Origin of the sequence: Micromonospora sp. CPCC 205539 (genome assembly GCF_036906815.1) — a bacterium.
In the GTDB taxonomy this organism is placed as follows: Bacteria; Actinomycetota; Actinomycetes; order Mycobacteriales; family Micromonosporaceae; genus Micromonospora.
Genome location: NZ_JBAKHW010000031.1, coordinates 64,524 through 79,037 on the forward strand (window position 1 = coordinate 64,524; position 14,514 = coordinate 79,037).

A 14,514-nucleotide genomic window follows, 5' to 3' on the forward strand; every position below is an offset into this window, starting at 1 on the left:
GGCTGAACCGGCGGGCCGGGGCACACCGAGGCCCGGACCGCCGGCCACCGATGGCTCAGCGACCGCACGCGGTGTCCAGAGCCTTCAACGTCGGGTCGAGATCCGGCGCCTCGACCTTGGTGGCCTGCGGACCGGTGAGCCGCTTCTCGATCGCCTCGGCGAGGTTGTCCAGCGCGCCTCGCACCTGCGGGTCGGCAGCCTCCGGAGCCTTCGCGCGCAGGCCCTGCGCCAGCGTGGTGTAGCGGGCCCGGACCTGCGCACCCTGCTCCGTCGCGCTGACCGGCTTGTCGATGGCCGCGATGGCGTCATCCGCCATCCCCACGAACTGCTCCTTGACCACCGCGAGGGTGGCGTCGCAGACCTGCTTGCTGTTCGCCGCGACGTCGACCGTCGGCCCGGCCGCGGGCGCGGCGGCCTCCTTCGGCGCGGGGTCACAGCCGGCGGCGAGACCGCCAACAGCGACCAGGGCCACAATCGTACGGACAGGCTTGTTCGTCATGGTGTTTCCCCCGTGGTCAGTTAACGCCGCAACGCGACGCACCACTGTAGAAAGTGATCACCAAACCCGCACACCCATTTCTCCCGCCTCGATTCAGCTCTGCGCGGATTCTGCCCACAGCGAGCTTTGGTGGTGCCGCCACCGCCGATGGTGTCGAGTGGGTCAGATGACATCCCACGAGGCGGCGCAGCGGTTCCCCCGCTCCTCGCCGTACTGGCCGGTGCTGAGCCATCCGGTGCTGCGCAGGATCCTGCCCGGCCTCACGGTGTCCGCCCTGGGCGACGGCATGGCGGTCGTCGCCGTCAGCTGGATGGCGTTGCAACTCGCGCCCCCGCAGCAGCGCGGCACCTGGGTCGCGATCGCCATGGCCGCGTACACCGTGCCCAGCGTGCTGGCCACGGTGCTGTTCGGCCGGCTGCTGGGTGGGCGCGGCGGCGCGCAGCTCGCCGGCTGGGACGCCACCCTGCGCGCCGGGGCGCTCGCGGCGATCCCCCTCGCCCACCTCCTCGGGGCCCTGAGCCTCGGCCTGTACGTGACGTTGCTGGCCGCCTCATCGCTGCTGCACTCCTGGGGCACGGCGGGACGCTACACACTCATCGCCGACGTGCTCCCCGAACGCCACCACCTGGCCGGGAACGCCACCCTCGGCGTCATCGGCGAACTGGCGACCATCGGCGGACCGCCGCTGGCCGGTCTCCTGATCGGCTGGGCCGGCGCGGTGTGGGTGATCGCCATCGACGCCGCCACCTTCGCCGTCCTCGCGCTCACCTACCACCTAGCCGTACCCGTCACCGACCGGCCCGCACCACCGCGGACCGGCCCGTCGCGTACCGCCGGCTTCGCCGTCATCCGGCACAACCGCACCCTGCTCGGCCTGATCGCCCTCAGCTTCGGGTTCTTCATCCTGTTCGGCCCCGTCTACATCGCCCTGCCCCTGCACATCGTCGACGACCTGCACGCCTCGGCGACCCTGCTCGGCACCTACTACATGGTGTTCGGGGCGGGCGCCCTCCTCGGCGGCCTGACCGTCGGCTACCTCCGCCGCTGGTCACTGTGGCGCGTCACCATCGGCATCGTCGTCGGCTTCGGCCTCACCATGCTGCCCCTCGGGCTGGGCGCACCCACCAGCCTCTCCCTGCTCGCCTTCGCCGTCGGCGGCGCGATCTGGGCGCCGTACGTACCCACCTCGATGGCGTTGTTCCAACGCAGCACCACGAGCACGAACCGGACGCAGGTCCTCGCCGCCAACGGCGCCGTCACCGTGCTGGCGGTGCCGGCCGGCACCATGCTCGGCGGCCCGCTCGTGAGCGCCCTCGGCGCACGTGAGACGTTGCTGATCTGCGCCAGCGCCATCATCACCGTCGGCGTGCTCGCCGCCGGCCTCACCACCCACCGGACACCGTCGGAAGGACCTCGACATGCACCTGGCGTTTGACCGATCAGCGCACGACGGACCGGTGGTGGTGTGCCTTCCGATGTTCGGCATGACCCGCGCCGCCACGGCCGCCGCCTTCAGCCCCGCCTTCGCCGGCGCGGGCCTGCACGAGGTGTACCTCGACCTGCCCGGCCACGGCGACTCCCCAGTGAACTGCCCACCCGAGTCCCCGGCCGTACTGGACATCGTGTGCGCGTGGCTCGACCACCACGTCGACGCGCCGGTCCTGCTGGCCGGCGGCTCCTACGGCGCCTACCTGGCCGCCGGAATCGCCCGCCAACGACCCGACCTCGTCCGCGGCCTGCTCCTCGTCTGCCCCGGCGTCACCATCGCGCCCGCAAGCCGGGACCTGCCCGACCCCGAGCAGTCGGAAACGCCCGCGGGCTGGCTCGACGCCGCCCCCGCCGAGCTGCGCGCCCACCTCGACGTCGCCCTGGGCCACCGCACCCCGACCGTCGTCGCGACGGTCCTCGCGGCACTGAACTCCGGCGGCCCCGGCGACGAGAAGTTCCAACAAGCCCTCCAGACCGGCCCCGACTTCGCGCTGCCCGACGAGGACGCCGACCACACCTTCCACGGCCCGGTCAGCGTCATCACCGGCCGACAGGACCGGATCGTCGGCTACGCCGACCAGTTCCGCGCCATGCGCCACTACCCCCGCGGCACCTACACCGTGATCGACGCGGCCGGGCACCACCTGCCGTTCGAACAACCCACGCTGCTGCGCTCCCTCACGCAGGACTGGTTGCACCGAGCCCAGGGCCAAGACCAACAGCCGTGTGTCGTCTAGCCGACACACTGCAACAAGAAGCCCTCCCCGGACGTGAATCAGTCATCACAACGACGCCCGGACCACCCGGGCCCACACGGGGAGCACCGAATGACCCACACCGCTCGACACAGAATGATGGCCTCCGCTGTCGCCGGCCTGCTGGCCACCTCGCTCGGCGCCACCGCGACGGCGACCGCCGCACCCAGGGGACAGGTCGTCCGACCCTGCACCATCAGCACCCTGCCCTACCCGGCCGACACCTACCGCGCCGAGGCGAACGCCATCGATTCGACGGGCCGGTTCACCGCCGGCGCGGCGCTGCGGGTCAGTGACAGCGGCAACCAGAACCTGCTGCTCGTCTGGGACCGCGGCATTCTCACCACGATCGAGTCGCCGCTCGTCGACGACGCCGTCGACGTCAACGCCCACGGCGTCGTCGTCGGCGACGGTTCACCGGAGAGCTACGCCCAGCCGTGGCGCTACCGCGACGGCCACGTCGAGCAACTGCCGGTGCTGTCGACCTCCGGCACCTACGTCACGGCCATCAACGACAGCGGCGACATCGTCGGCTACGCCTGGGACGACGCCACCGGCCAGAACGTCCCACTGCGCTGGCCGGCCGCGCAACCGGGAACGGTCGAGGTGCTCTCCGCCCCGTCCGGCGCAACCGCGAAGGGCATCACCAACGACGGCACCATCGTGGGGACCGCCGGGAGCTTCGGCGACTGGAGCGGTTGGGTCCGTCGGCCCAACGGCCGCATCGACGCCCTCACCACCCCGGGCGCCCGGACGACCCTGATCGCAGCCGCGCAGGGCCCCTTTGCGCTCGGCCAGGTCGCCCTGGCCGACGGCACCACGCTGAAGCTGCGCTGGGACCTGCGCGACGGCTCGTACACGATGCTCGACCAGCGGCTGGAATGGCTGGAGGACGTCAACGCCCAAGGCGTGGTCGCCGGCGGCAGCCGAGTCGTGCGCGAGGGCACCTCCCGGGTCCTGCCCGGCGGCGGCGCCCAGGTGCCGATCGGGGCCCGCGCCATCTCCGACACCGGCACCATCGTCGGTTTCCGTAACGCCGAGAGAGTCACCCCGGTGCGCTGGAACGGCTGCTGACCTCCGCTACCGGCAGCGACATCGACGTGCTTCGGTGAACACACCACCCCCACACCCACCTGGAGCAGAGATGACCTGGAACGCGCTCGTCGCCGGCCTCACCACCGGCGTCCTCGCCGTGGCGCTGGGGCCACCCGTCGCCACCGCGGCCGCCCCGCCACCACGCAAGCCCATCCGGGTCTGCGCGCTACTCCCGCTGCCCCTGCCCGCGGACATGAACGGCCGAGCCCTGGCAGTCGACCCGACCGGCCGGTACATCGCCGGCCTCGGCTACCGCGTCACCGACGACGACCAGCATCCGCTCCTGCTGCTCTGGGACGCAGCGCCGCTCCACCACGGGCCGGGTGCCTGGAACCAGCCGCACCTCACCATCGTCGCGACGGACGCCGCGCAGGTGCTCCACGACATCAACCGGCACGGCGTCGTCATAGGCGGTGGCCTCGTCGACAACGTCCACAAGCCCTGGCGCTACCGCGACGGTCAACTGGAGTGGCTACCCACCCTGACGGACACCACCACCTCGGCGGTGGGCATCAATTCGCGCGGCGACATCGTCGGCAGCGTCGCCGTGGAGGAGACCGAGACAACCCTGCCGCTGCTCTGGCCGGCCGACCGACCGGGCACCGTCGACGTGATCGGCGCCCCGCCGAACTCCGGCGCGGGAGAGATCCTCGACGACGGCACCATCGTCGGCGGCTCGGGCGGCTCAAGCAACTCCACGGCCTTCGGCTGGGTACGTCGCCCAGACGGACGAATCGACCGGCTCACCGCACCCGGCACCCGGTGGACCGCAGCCACCGCAGCCGCAGGAACCTGGGCGGCCGGTCCCGTCGGCACCGGCCCCGCGGAGGAGGACGTCGCGGTGATGCGCTGGAACCTACGGACCGGCGTGCCGATCCCGGCGAACCCGACGTTGCGGTATGTGCAGGACGTCAACGCCCGAGGCACCATACTCGGCGACCGAGCGGTCGACCACGACGGCCGGCTCGTCGCCCTGGCCGGCGCCCTCCCCAACCCCCTGAACTCCATCGCCTGGGCGATCGCCGACGACGGCCTCGTGGTCGGCTCCACCAACGACTCCCGGTGGCGTCCAGCCCGCTGGATCAACTGCTGAGGTAGGCCGGTCGTGGGGGAGAGGCTCGTCACCCCGACACCGGTCGTGTGACCACGATCGCGGCATCCCGAATTGACCTGAACTGAACTTGAGGTTCTAGCGTTCCACGCGTGATTCACGAAGGAACCACCGACCACGCCACGACCCGGCCCGTCCGGGTCGCCGTCGTCGGCGCCGGACCGGCCGGCATCTACGCCGCCGACATCCTCACCAAGGCCACCCCGACGGCCACGGTCGACATCTACGACCGGTTGCCGACGCCGTACGGCCTGATCCGGTACGGCGTGGCACCCGACCACCCCCGAATCAAGGAGATCATCACCGCGCTGCACCAGGTGCTGGACAACCCGCGGATCCGCTTCATCGGCAACATCGACTACGGCGTGGACGTGAAACCCGAGGAACTCGACCAGTTCTACGACGCGACCGTCATCGCCACCGGCGCCAACCAGGACCGTGACCTCGACATCCCCGGAATCGACCTGCCCGGCAGCTTCGGCGGCGCGGACTTCGTCTCCTGGTACGACGGGCACCCCGACGCGCCCCGCGACTGGCCGATGACCGCCGCCAAGGTCGCCGTCATCGGCGCCGGGAACGTCGCGGTGGACATCGCCCGGATCCTCGCGAAGACCGCCGACGAACTGCTCGAGACCGAGATCCCGGACAACGTCCACCGGCACCTGGTCACCAACCCGGTGACCGACGTACACGTGTTCTCCCGCCGCGGCCCCGGACAGGTCAAGTTCACCCCGCAGGAGCTACGGGAACTCGACGAGTCCCCGAACGTCGAGGTCATCGTCCACCCCGAGGGCATCGAATTCGACGAGGCCAGCCTCGCCACGATCCGCAGCAGGCGAAGCGTCAAGATGTGCGTGGACATCCTGCAGAACTGGGCCGCACGCGACTCCCGCGGGCGTACCCGCCGCCTGCACCTGCACTTCCTGCAGGCCCCGGTGGCGATCCTCGGCACGGACCGGGTCACCGGCCTGCGCACCGAGACGCAGCAGCTCACCGGCGACGGCTGGGTACGCGGCACCGGCGCGTACACCGACTGGGACGTCCAGGCGGTCTACCGCGCGATCGGCTACCTCAGCCGCCCGGTCGCCGACCTGCCCTTCGATCCGGCGACCGGCACCATCCCGCACGCCCACGGCCGCGTCCTGGACCTCGACGGCGACCCGATTCCCGGCCGGTACGTCACCGGCTGGATCAAGCGCGGCCCGGTCGGCCTGATCGGCCACACCAAGAAGGACGCCAACGAGACGATCGCCAGCCTGCTGGCCGACCTGCCGACCCTGCCGACCGTCACCCACGGCGACCCGGCCGACGTGCTGACCCACCTGCAGCGCCGCAGCCTGAATCACACCACCTGGGCCGGCTGGCAACGACTGGACCGACACGAGATCAACCTCGGCCGCCCCCACGGGCGCAAGCGCGTCAAGGTCGTCCCTCGCGACGAGATGATCGGCATCAGCAACACGCCGGAGCCGCAGCCCGACACCCGAGCCTGACGAGGAGCCGCGATGCGAACGACGGGGGAGCAGCCCGGGCAGGAGCCGGCGAGCCCGGACGATCTGCTCACCCTCGGCGAGGTCATCGCCCGCACCGGAGTCGCGGCGTCCGCCCTGCGCTTCTACGAGAGCAAGGGGCTCATCTTCGCCGAGCGCAACGAGGGCAACCAACGCCTCTACCGGCGACACATGCTCCGCCGCATCTCGCTCATCCTCGTCGCCAAACGGCTCGGCATCCACCTCGCCGACGTCGCCGGGATCTTCGTCACCCTGCCCACCGACCGCGCGCCGAGCCACGAGGACTGGGAGCGCGTCTCACGATCCTGGAAGCAGGACCTGGAGCACCGCCGACGCTACGTCGAGAACCTGGAACACCAGCTCATCGGCTGCATCGGGTGCGGATGCCTCTCGATGAGAGCCTGCGGCCTGCTCAACCCCGACGACGACCTCGGCAAACGCGGCCCCGGACCCGTACGCCTCGACGAGGCCAGCCGGTGACGACGCCAGCCGGTGACGGCACCGCCGGATTTGACATGAAGCATGGTTCAGGTTTTAGCGTCACGTTGTGGATCAAGAGGGGACAGGTGGCTGATCCACCACGCCACCACGTTCGTCACCACGCACCCGTTCTCGGAAGGAACCTGATGCACCTGCCACGCCTTCTCCGCCCGCGCCTCGTCGCGAGCGCCCACTGCGACCTACCCTGCGGCGTCTACGACCCGGCCCAGGCCCGCATCGAGGCCGAGTCGATCAAGGCCATCGCCGAGAAGTACCAGGCCAGCGACGACCCCGAGTTCCGGACCCGGTCGCTGATCATCAAGGAACAGCGGGCCGAGCTGGTCAAGCACCACCTGTGGGTACTGTGGACCGACTACTTCAAGGCGCCGCACTTCGAGACGTACCCCCAGCTGCACGGCCTCTTCAACGAGGCCACCAAGCTGGCCGGCGCCAGCGGCGCGAAGGGCTCCGCCGACCCGGCCGTCGCCGCGCAGCTCCTCTCGAAGATCGAAGAGATCTCGACGATCTTCTGGGAGACCAAGCACCACTGACCCGCCCGGACCGGGTGGCACCCCGCCACCCGGTCCCGCACAACCCGCTCAGGAGGGCACATGCCATCGCGCACCGACCTCATCGAGGACCTGATGAGCCGATTCCCACACGTACCCCGTGAGGCGGTCATCAAAGAGGACCTGCTGCGCGGCGGGCTGGCCTTCGACGACTCAGCGCTGACCGACAACGAGAACGGCGACGTCAAACCGAAGTCGTACTTCATCTTCTCGTTCGACCACCGGACACTGCCCGAGCTGGGCACGGCCGCGCTGCGTCGCCCACCCGAGGAGATCGTGCTCACCGGCGGGCCGTACGACCTGCGCCGCACCGTCGTCTCGGTACGCACCAACCCCGGCTCGCCGTACCGGGTGAAGACCGACGACGACGGCCGGCTGCGCCTGCACCTGGACGACCGGCCGATCGCCGACGTCGGGCTGCCCCCCATGCCGGACTACTACCGGCACACCCTCGCCAACGGAAAATCGGTGATGGAGGTCGCACCCACCATCCAGTGGGGCTACCTCATCTACCTGACCGCCTTCCGGGTCTGCCAGTACTTCGGCGCCAAGGAGGAGTGCCAGTACTGCGACATCAACCACAACTGGCGCCAGCACAAGGCGGCGGGACGGCCGTACACCGGGGTCAAGCCCGTGGACGAGGTCCTCGAGGCGCTGGCGATCATCGACCGGCACGACACGTCGCGCGCCTCCCAGGCGTACACCCTCACCGGCGGCAGCATCACCTCGACCGTGGGTGGCAAGGCCGAGGCCGACTTCTACGGCCAGTACGCCCAGGCGATCGAGGAGCGGTTCCCGGGCCGGTGGATCGGCAAGGTGGTCGCGCAGGCGCTGCCCCGAGCCGACGTGCAGCGGTTCAAGGACTACGGGATCCAGATCTACCACCCGAACTACGAGGTGTGGGACAAGCGGCTGTTCGAGCTCTACTGCCCGGGCAAGGAGCGCTACGTCGGCCGGGAGGAGTGGCACCGCCGCATCCTCGACTCCGCCGAGGTGTTCGGGCCGCGCAACGTGATCCCGAACTTCGTGGCGGGCGTCGAGATGGCCGCCCCGCACGGCTTCACGAGCGTGGACGAGGCGATCGACTCCACCGCCGAAGGACTCGACTACTTCATGTCGCGCGGGATCACGCCCCGGTTCACCACCTGGTGCCCGGAGCCGACCACGCCGCTCGGCGCGGCCAACCCCGAAGGGGCGCCGCTGGAATACCACGTCCGGCTGCTGGAGACGTACCGGGCGACCATGGACGCCCACGGGCTGTCCAGCCCGCCGGGGTACGGGCCGGCCGGGCCCGGCCGCGCGGTCTTCTCGGTCAGCTCGTTCATGGACACCCTGCCCATCGCGCAGTCGTGACAGCGCGCGTCCGGGCGGCATCAGCATGCCGCCCGGACGCACGCCGACCGTGGAGCTGGACTTCGCTCCTGATTCGATAATGCACATTATGTAAAGTAAGGCGATCTGAGCGTCCCCCGAGCGGGGTCAGAGCGCCAGGTGTCGCTCGATCAGTGCGACCCGCTCGGGCACCGGGCCGGCCGGCACGTCGACCAGTCGGTGCCCGTACGCCTCGTACACCCGCTCGTGCACCTGCGCGAAGATCAGCGACTCGGCGTAGCCGATCCGGCGGGCGGCCGTGGGCGTGACGAAGCCCAGCGGGCCGATCAGGAAGACCGGATCTTGATAGATCCCCGCACGGGTGACCCGGTCGACCTCGCCGGCGAGTTCGGGCCCGACCGCGCGGCCCAGGTGGCGCGCCAGCGCCAGGGTGCACAGCGGTGACCGGTCGTGGATCTGTACCGCAGCGTGCGCGTCGGCCGCGACGCGACGGCGGCGCTGTAGTCGTACGACGGAGTCGAGGAATCCGCGCTCCTGCCAGGGTTCGGCGCAGCCCTGCGCCTGCCGGGCCGCGATGATGTCGGTTGCCGCCTCCCGGACCACCCGGTGCCCGCGGCGACTCAGCGCCTCGATCAGTGTGGTCTTGCCGGCCCCTGGGGCTCCGGTCAGGACATAGCGCCGCGGTTCGGTCACCGCGCTCCCCTCTCCCCTGATGGCGGACAACACGAAAATGCTGCATAATATCCCTTATGCATGACAAACAGGACGAATCGCTCGCCACCTTGATCGAGGAGTTCCTGACCGACCGGGCCACACGCAAGCCCTCCCCCCACACCCTGGCCGCGTACCGCCGGGACCTGTACGCGGTGGGCGCCCTGGTCGCCGAGGACGGCACCGCTCCCCTCCCCCTCGACGTTCTGTCGATCACTGATCTCTCCCCCCGGGTGATGCGGGCGGCGTTCGCCCGGTTCGCCGCGCCCCGGGCCGCCGCGTCGGTGCACCGGGCCTGGTCCACCTGGAACAGCTTCTTCACCTTCCTGGTCGCCGACGGGGTGGTGGCCGGCAACCCGATGCCGGCCGTCGGTCGGCCCCGGGCCCTCCTCCCCCAGCCGAAGCCGCTGCGCGGCGCGGACACCCCCGAGGTGCTGCTCGCCTCGGCCGCGCGTGACGACGGCCGGCAGCGTGACCCGTGGCCGGAGCGGGACGTGGCCGTGTTGGCGTTGGCGCTCTGCGCTGGGCTGCGCCTGGCGGAGCTGCTGGCGCTGCGGGTCAGTTCGCTGGCGGGTCGCGATGGTGAACGGCGGGTCGAGGTGGCCGGCAAGGGTGGGCGCCCCCGGGTGGTGCCGATCGAAGCGGACCTGGACCGGGTGGTGGCGGACTACCTGGGCAGTCGGGCGGCGCGGTTCGGGTCGCGGTCGGTGCGGCCGGACTCGGCGTTGCTGGTGGACCGGCAGGGCGAGCCGCTGCGCCGTGGTGGGCTGCAGTACCTGGTGGAGTCGTGTTATCGGCGGGCGGGCATCGGTGACCGGGTGCCGCGGGGGGCGCGGTTGCACGCGCTGCGGCACACGTTCGCGACCCGGTTGGCGGAGGACGGTGCGAGCGCGGCGGAGATCATGCGGTTGTTGGGGCACGCGTCGTTGGCGTCGTCGCAGACGTACATCGAGGTGACGGCCGGGCAGCAGCGCGACGCGGTGCGCGCGAACCGCACCAACCGGGCGCTGCGGGCGCTGGTGCCGTCCGGCGGCGAGCCGGAACGTTGACGGGCGCGGCGGGGTCAGCCCAGGTCGACCAGCAGGGGGCGGTGGTCGGAGATGGCGGACAGGGGTGCGGTGACGGCCCGTACGGGTGGGAGGTGCTCGACGGCGTGTCGGTCGGCGAGGACGTGGTCGAGTTGGATGCGGGGTTGCCCGGCGGGGTAGGTGGGGCGCCGGCCCAGGGGCTGCCAGCCGGAGACGAGTCGGGCGGCGCCGGCGGGGAGGTTGAGGTCGCCGAGCAGGACGCGGGGTGCCGGTAGCGCGCGCAGGGCGCGGATGGTCTGGCGGAGTTGGCGGGCGTTCCAGCCGGGGACGAAGGACAGGTGGGTGGCGGCGACGGTGAGGGGGCCGTGTGGGGTGTCCAGGACGGCGGCGAGGACGACGCGGGGTTCGTCGCGCAGCAGGATGAGGCCGCGGCCGGGGCCGGGGACGTAGATCGGGGAGCGGACGGGTGCGGGTTTGAGGCGGGTGATGTGCCAGCTGCGGACGGGGTGTCGGCTGATGAGGCCGATGCCGTAGCAGGGTTCGCCGTGGCCGTCGTCGTCGTCACGTAGGGGGCGGAACTGTTCGCCGGGGGTGCCGACGACGGCGGCGGCGAAGCGGTGGTGTGGTGCGCCGAGGGCGCGGGCGGCGAGGGCGGTGAGGTCGAGGTTGCCGCTGCGGTGTTGGTCGCGGTCGACCTCTTGCAGGGCGAGGACGTCGGCGTCGAGGGCGCGGACGGCGGCGGTGAGGCGGTCGGGGTCGACGAGCCCGTCGGTGAGGGATCGTCCGTGCAGCATGTTGAAGGTGGCCAGGCGCACTCTTGCACCTTACGTGCGACGTGACAGGGTTGGCCGGTGGTGAAGCTGTTGCTGTGCTCGATGGTGGTGTTCGTGGCGGTGGGTGCGTTGGGGGTGTGGCTGCGGCGGGCGCGGGGGCGGTGAGCGCCACCCGGGCGTACCCCCGGGGGCTGGTGGGGTGGGTCGGGGTGGGGAGAATGGCCGCCCGTGGACGCTGTTTCGCTGAGCACGCTGCTGGCCGCCGCCGCGATGGCTGGGTGGGTTGACGCCGTGGTGGGTGGTGGTGGGTTGTTGCTGCTGCCGGCGTTGTTGGTGGCGGCGCCGGGGTTGCCGGTGGCTACCGCGTTGGGCACGAACAAGTTGGCGGCGATCTTCGGTACGGCGACGGCGGCGGCGACGTACGCGCGGCGCACGAAGGTCGACTGGGCGGTGGCGGGGCCGTCTGCGGGGTTGGCGGTGCTCAGTGCGGGGGTGGGTGCCGCGCTGGCGGGTGCGGTGCCGGCGTCGGCGTACCGGCCGGTGGTGTTGGTGGTGTTGGTGTCGGTGGCGGTGTTCGTGGTGCTGCGTCCGCGGCTGGGTGTGGTGGCGGTGCCGGCTCGGCGGACGCCGCTGCGGGTGGCGGTGGTGGTCGCGGTGGCCGGGGTGGGCGTGGCGTTGTACGACGGGTTGATCGGTCCGGGTACGGGCACGTTTCTGGTGTTGGCGTTCACGGCGCTGGTGGGCGCGGATTTCGTGCATGGGTCGGCGATGGCGAAGGTGGTCAACGCGGGGACGAATCTGGGTGCGCTGGTGGTGTTCGGGGTGACCGGGCATGTGTGGTGGCTGCTGGGTGCGGGGATGGCGGTGTGCAACATCGCTGGCGCGGTGGTGGGGGCGCGGATGGCGTTGCGGCGGGGGTCGGGGTTCGTGCGGGTGGTGCTGCTGGTGGTGGTGGTGGCGTTGGTGGCGAAGCTGGGCCACGATCAGTGGTTGGCGCGGTAGCTGATGCCGGTGCGCGCGGAGCATGACCGGGGTGTCCTGGCCGAGTTGCTGGGGCGGGATCCGGTGCTGCATGCCTATCAGTTGGGCGATCTGGACGACTTCTTCTGGCCGTACACGTCGTGGTTTCGGCGGGGTGAGCAGGTCGTGTTGCTGTATCACGGTGTGGATCCGCCGACGTTGTTGGCGTTCGCGGCGCCGGCGGACACGGCGTCGATGGCGGTGTTGTTGGCGGAGTTGGCGCCGGTGCTGCCGGCCCGGTTGTACGCGCACCTGTCCCCCGGGTTGGGTGAGGCTCTCGGGGGGTCGTTCCGGTTGGAGCAGGCGGGGCGGCATCACCGGATGGCGTTGACGGATCCGGTCCGGTTGGGGGCGGTGCGTCCGGCGGGTGTGGTGTTGGGGGCTGCGGATCTGCCGGCGTTGCGGCGGTTGTACGCGCAGGCGTATCCGGGTAACTGGTTTGATCCGCGGATGCTGGACACCGGGCAGTACGTGGGTGTGCGTGCGGGTGGTGAGGTGGTGGCGGTGGCCGGGGTGCACGTGTGGTCGCCGACGTACCGGGTGGCGGCGTTGGGCAACGTGACCACTCATCCGCGGGTGCGGGGTCGGGGTCTGGGGTCGGCGGTGGTGGCGGCGTTGTGCGCGCGGCTGGGTGAGTCGGTGGCGCATGTCGCGTTGAACGTGAAGGCGGACAACGTGGCGGCGGTGCGGTTGTACGAGCGGTTGGGGTTCAGCCGGGTCGCGGACTACGACGAGGCGACGCTGACCGTTCGGTGACGGGTCAGGAGCGGCGGCTGGGTGAGGCGAAGCGGCCGGCGCGGATCTCGCGGAGGGCGCGGCGTCGGGTGTCGCCGGTGAGGGTGTCGACGTAGAGCTTGCCGAGCAGGTGGTCGGTCTCGTGTTGCAGGGCGCGGGCGAGGAAGCCGCTGCCGGTGATGGTGAGGGGCTCACCGTGTTGGTCGACGCCGTGTGCGGTGGCGTGCAGGGCCCGTGCGGTCGGGAAGTAGAGGCCGGGGATGGACAGGCAGCCCTCGTCGTCGTCCTGGCGTTCGTCGGACAGTTCGATGGTGGGGTTGATGAGGTGGCCGCGGTGGCCGTCGGCGTCGTAGACGAACACCTGGGCGTTGACGCCGATCTGGGGGGCGGCGACGCCGGCGCGCCCGGGTGCGCCGAGCAGGGTGTCCATGAGGTCGGTGACCAGGGCGCGTAGGTCGGCGTCGAAGGTGGTGACCGGCTCGCTGGGGGTGCGTAGCACGGGGTCGCCGATGATCCGGATGGGCCGCATGGTCATGGGGGTCAGCGTATCGCCGGCGGTGGTGGGTGCCCGGCGAGGGTGGCGCGGATGGGGGCGGTCTTCGCGGCGGCTTCGGCGACCTCGGCGGTGGGGTCGCTGTCCCAGGTGATGCCGCCGCCGGCCCAGGTGTGCAGTTTCTCGGTGTCGGCGGCGGCGGTGCGGATGGTCAGGCCGAGGTCGATGTGGCCGGGGGTGACCCAGCCGAGCGCGCCCATGCTGGCGCCGCGGCCGACGGGTTCGAGGGCGTTGATCTGGGCGAGGGCGGCGTGTTTCGGTGCTCCGGTGACGGAGCCGCCGGGGCAGGTGGCGCGGAGCAGGTCGGCGAGGCCGAGGCCGTCGGCGGCGGTGGCGGTGACGGTGGTTTCGGCCTGCCAGAGGTCGCACCAGCGGCGGACGGCGAACAGGTCGTCGACGGTGACGGTGCCGGTGCGGGCGATGCGGGCGAGGTCGTTGCGTTCCAGGTCGACGATCATGATGTGTTCGGCGCGTTCCTTGGCGCTGGCGAGCAGTTCGGCGCGGCCGGCGGCGGTGGCGGGGCGGGTGCCTTTGATGGGTCGGGTGGTGAGGCGGCCGTTGGTGACCTCGATGAGGGTTTCCGGTGAGGCGCAGCCGATGGCCCAGTCGTCGCCGGTGAGGACGCCGCCGTAGCGGGCGCCGGGTAGCGCGCCGAGGCGGCTCAGGGCGGGCAGGGGGTCGCCGGTGTAGGGGGCGGCGGCGTGTCCGACGAGGTTGGTCTGGTAGACGTCGCCGCGGCCGATGGCGGCGCGGACGGCGTCGACGGCGTCGGCGTGTTGGTGGGGGGTCCAGCTCTCGGTCCAGGGGCCGAGCCACCAGGGGCCGGTGGGTGGTGCGGGGGCCGGGGGTGTCGG

Annotated in this window: 16 protein-coding genes; 11 read left to right on the plus strand and 5 right to left on the minus strand. The window is 71.4% G+C overall.

Annotation, left to right across the window (positions count from 1 at the left end; genetic code table 11):
* Positions 1 to 55: 55 nt before the first annotated feature.
* Positions 56 to 499 carry a hypothetical protein gene (locus V6V47_RS24315; RefSeq protein WP_334630667.1) on the minus strand — a complete coding sequence of 148 codons (444 nt, stop codon included), beginning with the start codon at positions 497 to 499 and terminating at the stop codon, positions 56 to 58.
* A 166-nt stretch (positions 500 to 665) separates the two neighbouring features.
* Here V6V47_RS24315 and V6V47_RS24320 point away from each other — a divergent pair, with 166 nt between their 5' ends.
* The 8 genes from V6V47_RS24320 (at position 666) to V6V47_RS24355 (ending at position 8,861) form a co-directional block, all read left to right on the plus strand.
* Positions 666 to 1,934, plus strand: a complete 1,269-nt coding sequence (locus V6V47_RS24320) for an MFS transporter (protein WP_334630668.1) — start codon at positions 666 to 668, stop codon at positions 1,932 to 1,934.
* On the plus strand, positions 1,918 to 2,724 hold the full coding sequence (locus tag V6V47_RS24325) for an alpha/beta fold hydrolase (protein ID WP_334630669.1): 807 nt from the start codon (positions 1,918 to 1,920) through the stop codon (positions 2,722 to 2,724). The genes V6V47_RS24320 and V6V47_RS24325 overlap by 17 nt, the downstream gene beginning before the upstream one ends.
* 90 nt (positions 2,725 to 2,814) lie before the next feature.
* Positions 2,815 to 3,816, plus strand: a complete 1,002-nt coding sequence (locus V6V47_RS24330) for a hypothetical protein (RefSeq protein WP_334630670.1) — start codon at positions 2,815 to 2,817, stop codon at positions 3,814 to 3,816.
* Between the two features lie 70 nt (positions 3,817 to 3,886).
* On the plus strand, positions 3,887 to 4,930 hold the full coding sequence (locus V6V47_RS24335) for a hypothetical protein (RefSeq protein ID WP_334630671.1): 1,044 nt from the start codon (positions 3,887 to 3,889) through the stop codon (positions 4,928 to 4,930).
* A gap of 110 nt (positions 4,931 to 5,040) precedes the next feature.
* A complete protein-coding gene (locus tag V6V47_RS24340) occupies positions 5,041 to 6,441 on the plus strand; it encodes an FAD-dependent oxidoreductase (RefSeq protein WP_334630672.1) in 1,401 nt (466 codons plus the stop codon).
* 12 nt (positions 6,442 to 6,453) lie between these two features.
* Complete coding sequence (gene soxR, locus V6V47_RS24345) at positions 6,454 to 6,939, plus strand: redox-sensitive transcriptional activator SoxR (protein ID WP_334630673.1); 486 nt, start codon at positions 6,454 to 6,456, stop codon at positions 6,937 to 6,939.
* A gap of 146 nt (positions 6,940 to 7,085) precedes the next feature.
* A complete protein-coding gene (sodN, locus tag V6V47_RS24350; protein ID WP_334630674.1) occupies positions 7,086 to 7,490 on the plus strand; it encodes a superoxide dismutase, Ni in 405 nt (134 codons plus the stop codon).
* 60 nt (positions 7,491 to 7,550) lie between these two features.
* Complete coding sequence (locus V6V47_RS24355; RefSeq protein ID WP_334630675.1) at positions 7,551 to 8,861, plus strand: radical SAM protein; 1,311 nt, start codon at positions 7,551 to 7,553, stop codon at positions 8,859 to 8,861.
* A gap of 126 nt (positions 8,862 to 8,987) precedes the next feature.
* On the opposite strand, the gene V6V47_RS24360 is transcribed toward V6V47_RS24355, so the two are convergent.
* A complete protein-coding gene (locus V6V47_RS24360; protein ID WP_334630676.1) occupies positions 8,988 to 9,533 on the minus strand; it encodes an AAA family ATPase in 546 nt (181 codons plus the stop codon).
* Positions 9,534 to 9,589: 56 nt separating this feature from the next.
* Here V6V47_RS24360 and V6V47_RS24365 point away from each other — a divergent pair, with 56 nt between their 5' ends.
* Entirely contained in the window at positions 9,590 to 10,600 is a 1,011-nt protein-coding gene (locus V6V47_RS24365) for a tyrosine-type recombinase/integrase (RefSeq protein WP_334630677.1), read from the plus strand.
* Positions 10,601 to 10,614: 14 nt separating this feature from the next.
* On the opposite strand, the gene V6V47_RS24370 is transcribed toward V6V47_RS24365, so the two are convergent.
* Positions 10,615 to 11,394 (minus strand): endonuclease/exonuclease/phosphatase family protein, encoded by a 780-nt coding sequence (locus tag V6V47_RS24370; protein WP_334630678.1) that lies wholly within the window; start codon positions 11,392 to 11,394, stop codon positions 10,615 to 10,617.
* 186 nt (positions 11,395 to 11,580) lie between these two features.
* On the opposite strand from V6V47_RS24370, the gene V6V47_RS24375 reads away from it, so the two are divergent.
* Both V6V47_RS24375 and V6V47_RS24380 read left to right on the plus strand, forming a co-directional pair.
* A complete protein-coding gene (locus V6V47_RS24375; RefSeq protein ID WP_334630679.1) occupies positions 11,581 to 12,354 on the plus strand; it encodes a sulfite exporter TauE/SafE family protein in 774 nt (257 codons plus the stop codon).
* Positions 12,355 to 12,357: 3 nt separating this feature from the next.
* Positions 12,358 to 13,128, plus strand: coding sequence for a GNAT family N-acetyltransferase (locus V6V47_RS24380; protein WP_334630680.1), 771 nt, complete (start codon positions 12,358 to 12,360; stop codon positions 13,126 to 13,128).
* 4 nt (positions 13,129 to 13,132) lie between these two features.
* Here the strand turns inward: V6V47_RS24380 and def are convergent, their stop codons facing one another.
* Both def and V6V47_RS24390 read right to left on the minus strand, forming a co-directional pair.
* Positions 13,133 to 13,642 carry a peptide deformylase gene (def, locus tag V6V47_RS24385; RefSeq protein ID WP_334630681.1) on the minus strand — a complete coding sequence of 170 codons (510 nt, stop codon included), beginning with the start codon at positions 13,640 to 13,642 and terminating at the stop codon, positions 13,133 to 13,135.
* Between the two features lie 5 nt (positions 13,643 to 13,647).
* The coding region (locus V6V47_RS24390; protein WP_334630682.1) for a chorismate-binding protein at positions 13,648 to 14,514 on the minus strand (867 nt) is incomplete at its 5' end.

Bases quoted from the DNA above. Each gene is read 5' to 3' on its own strand.
- sodN (WP_334630674.1), top strand. From the start codon at position 7,086: ATGCACCTGCCACGCCTTCTCCGCCCGCGCCTCGTCGCGAGCGCCCAC.
- def (WP_334630681.1), bottom strand. From the start codon at position 13,642: ATGACCATGCGGCCCATCCGGATCATCGGCGACCCCGTGCTACGCACC.
- V6V47_RS24380 (WP_334630680.1), top strand. From the start codon at position 12,358: ATGCCGGTGCGCGCGGAGCATGACCGGGGTGTCCTGGCCGAGTTGCTG.
- V6V47_RS24315 (WP_334630667.1), bottom strand. From the start codon at position 499: ATGACGAACAAGCCTGTCCGTACGATTGTGGCCCTGGTCGCTGTTGGC.
- V6V47_RS24355 (WP_334630675.1), top strand. From the start codon at position 7,551: ATGCCATCGCGCACCGACCTCATCGAGGACCTGATGAGCCGATTCCCA.
- V6V47_RS24325 (WP_334630669.1), top strand. From the start codon at position 1,918: ATGCACCTGGCGTTTGACCGATCAGCGCACGACGGACCGGTGGTGGTG.
- soxR (WP_334630673.1), top strand. From the start codon at position 6,454: ATGCGAACGACGGGGGAGCAGCCCGGGCAGGAGCCGGCGAGCCCGGAC.
- V6V47_RS24335 (WP_334630671.1), top strand. From the start codon at position 3,887: ATGACCTGGAACGCGCTCGTCGCCGGCCTCACCACCGGCGTCCTCGCC.
- V6V47_RS24330 (WP_334630670.1), top strand. From the start codon at position 2,815: ATGACCCACACCGCTCGACACAGAATGATGGCCTCCGCTGTCGCCGGC.
- V6V47_RS24320 (WP_334630668.1), top strand. From the start codon at position 666: ATGACATCCCACGAGGCGGCGCAGCGGTTCCCCCGCTCCTCGCCGTAC.
- V6V47_RS24365 (WP_334630677.1), top strand. From the start codon at position 9,590: ATGCATGACAAACAGGACGAATCGCTCGCCACCTTGATCGAGGAGTTC.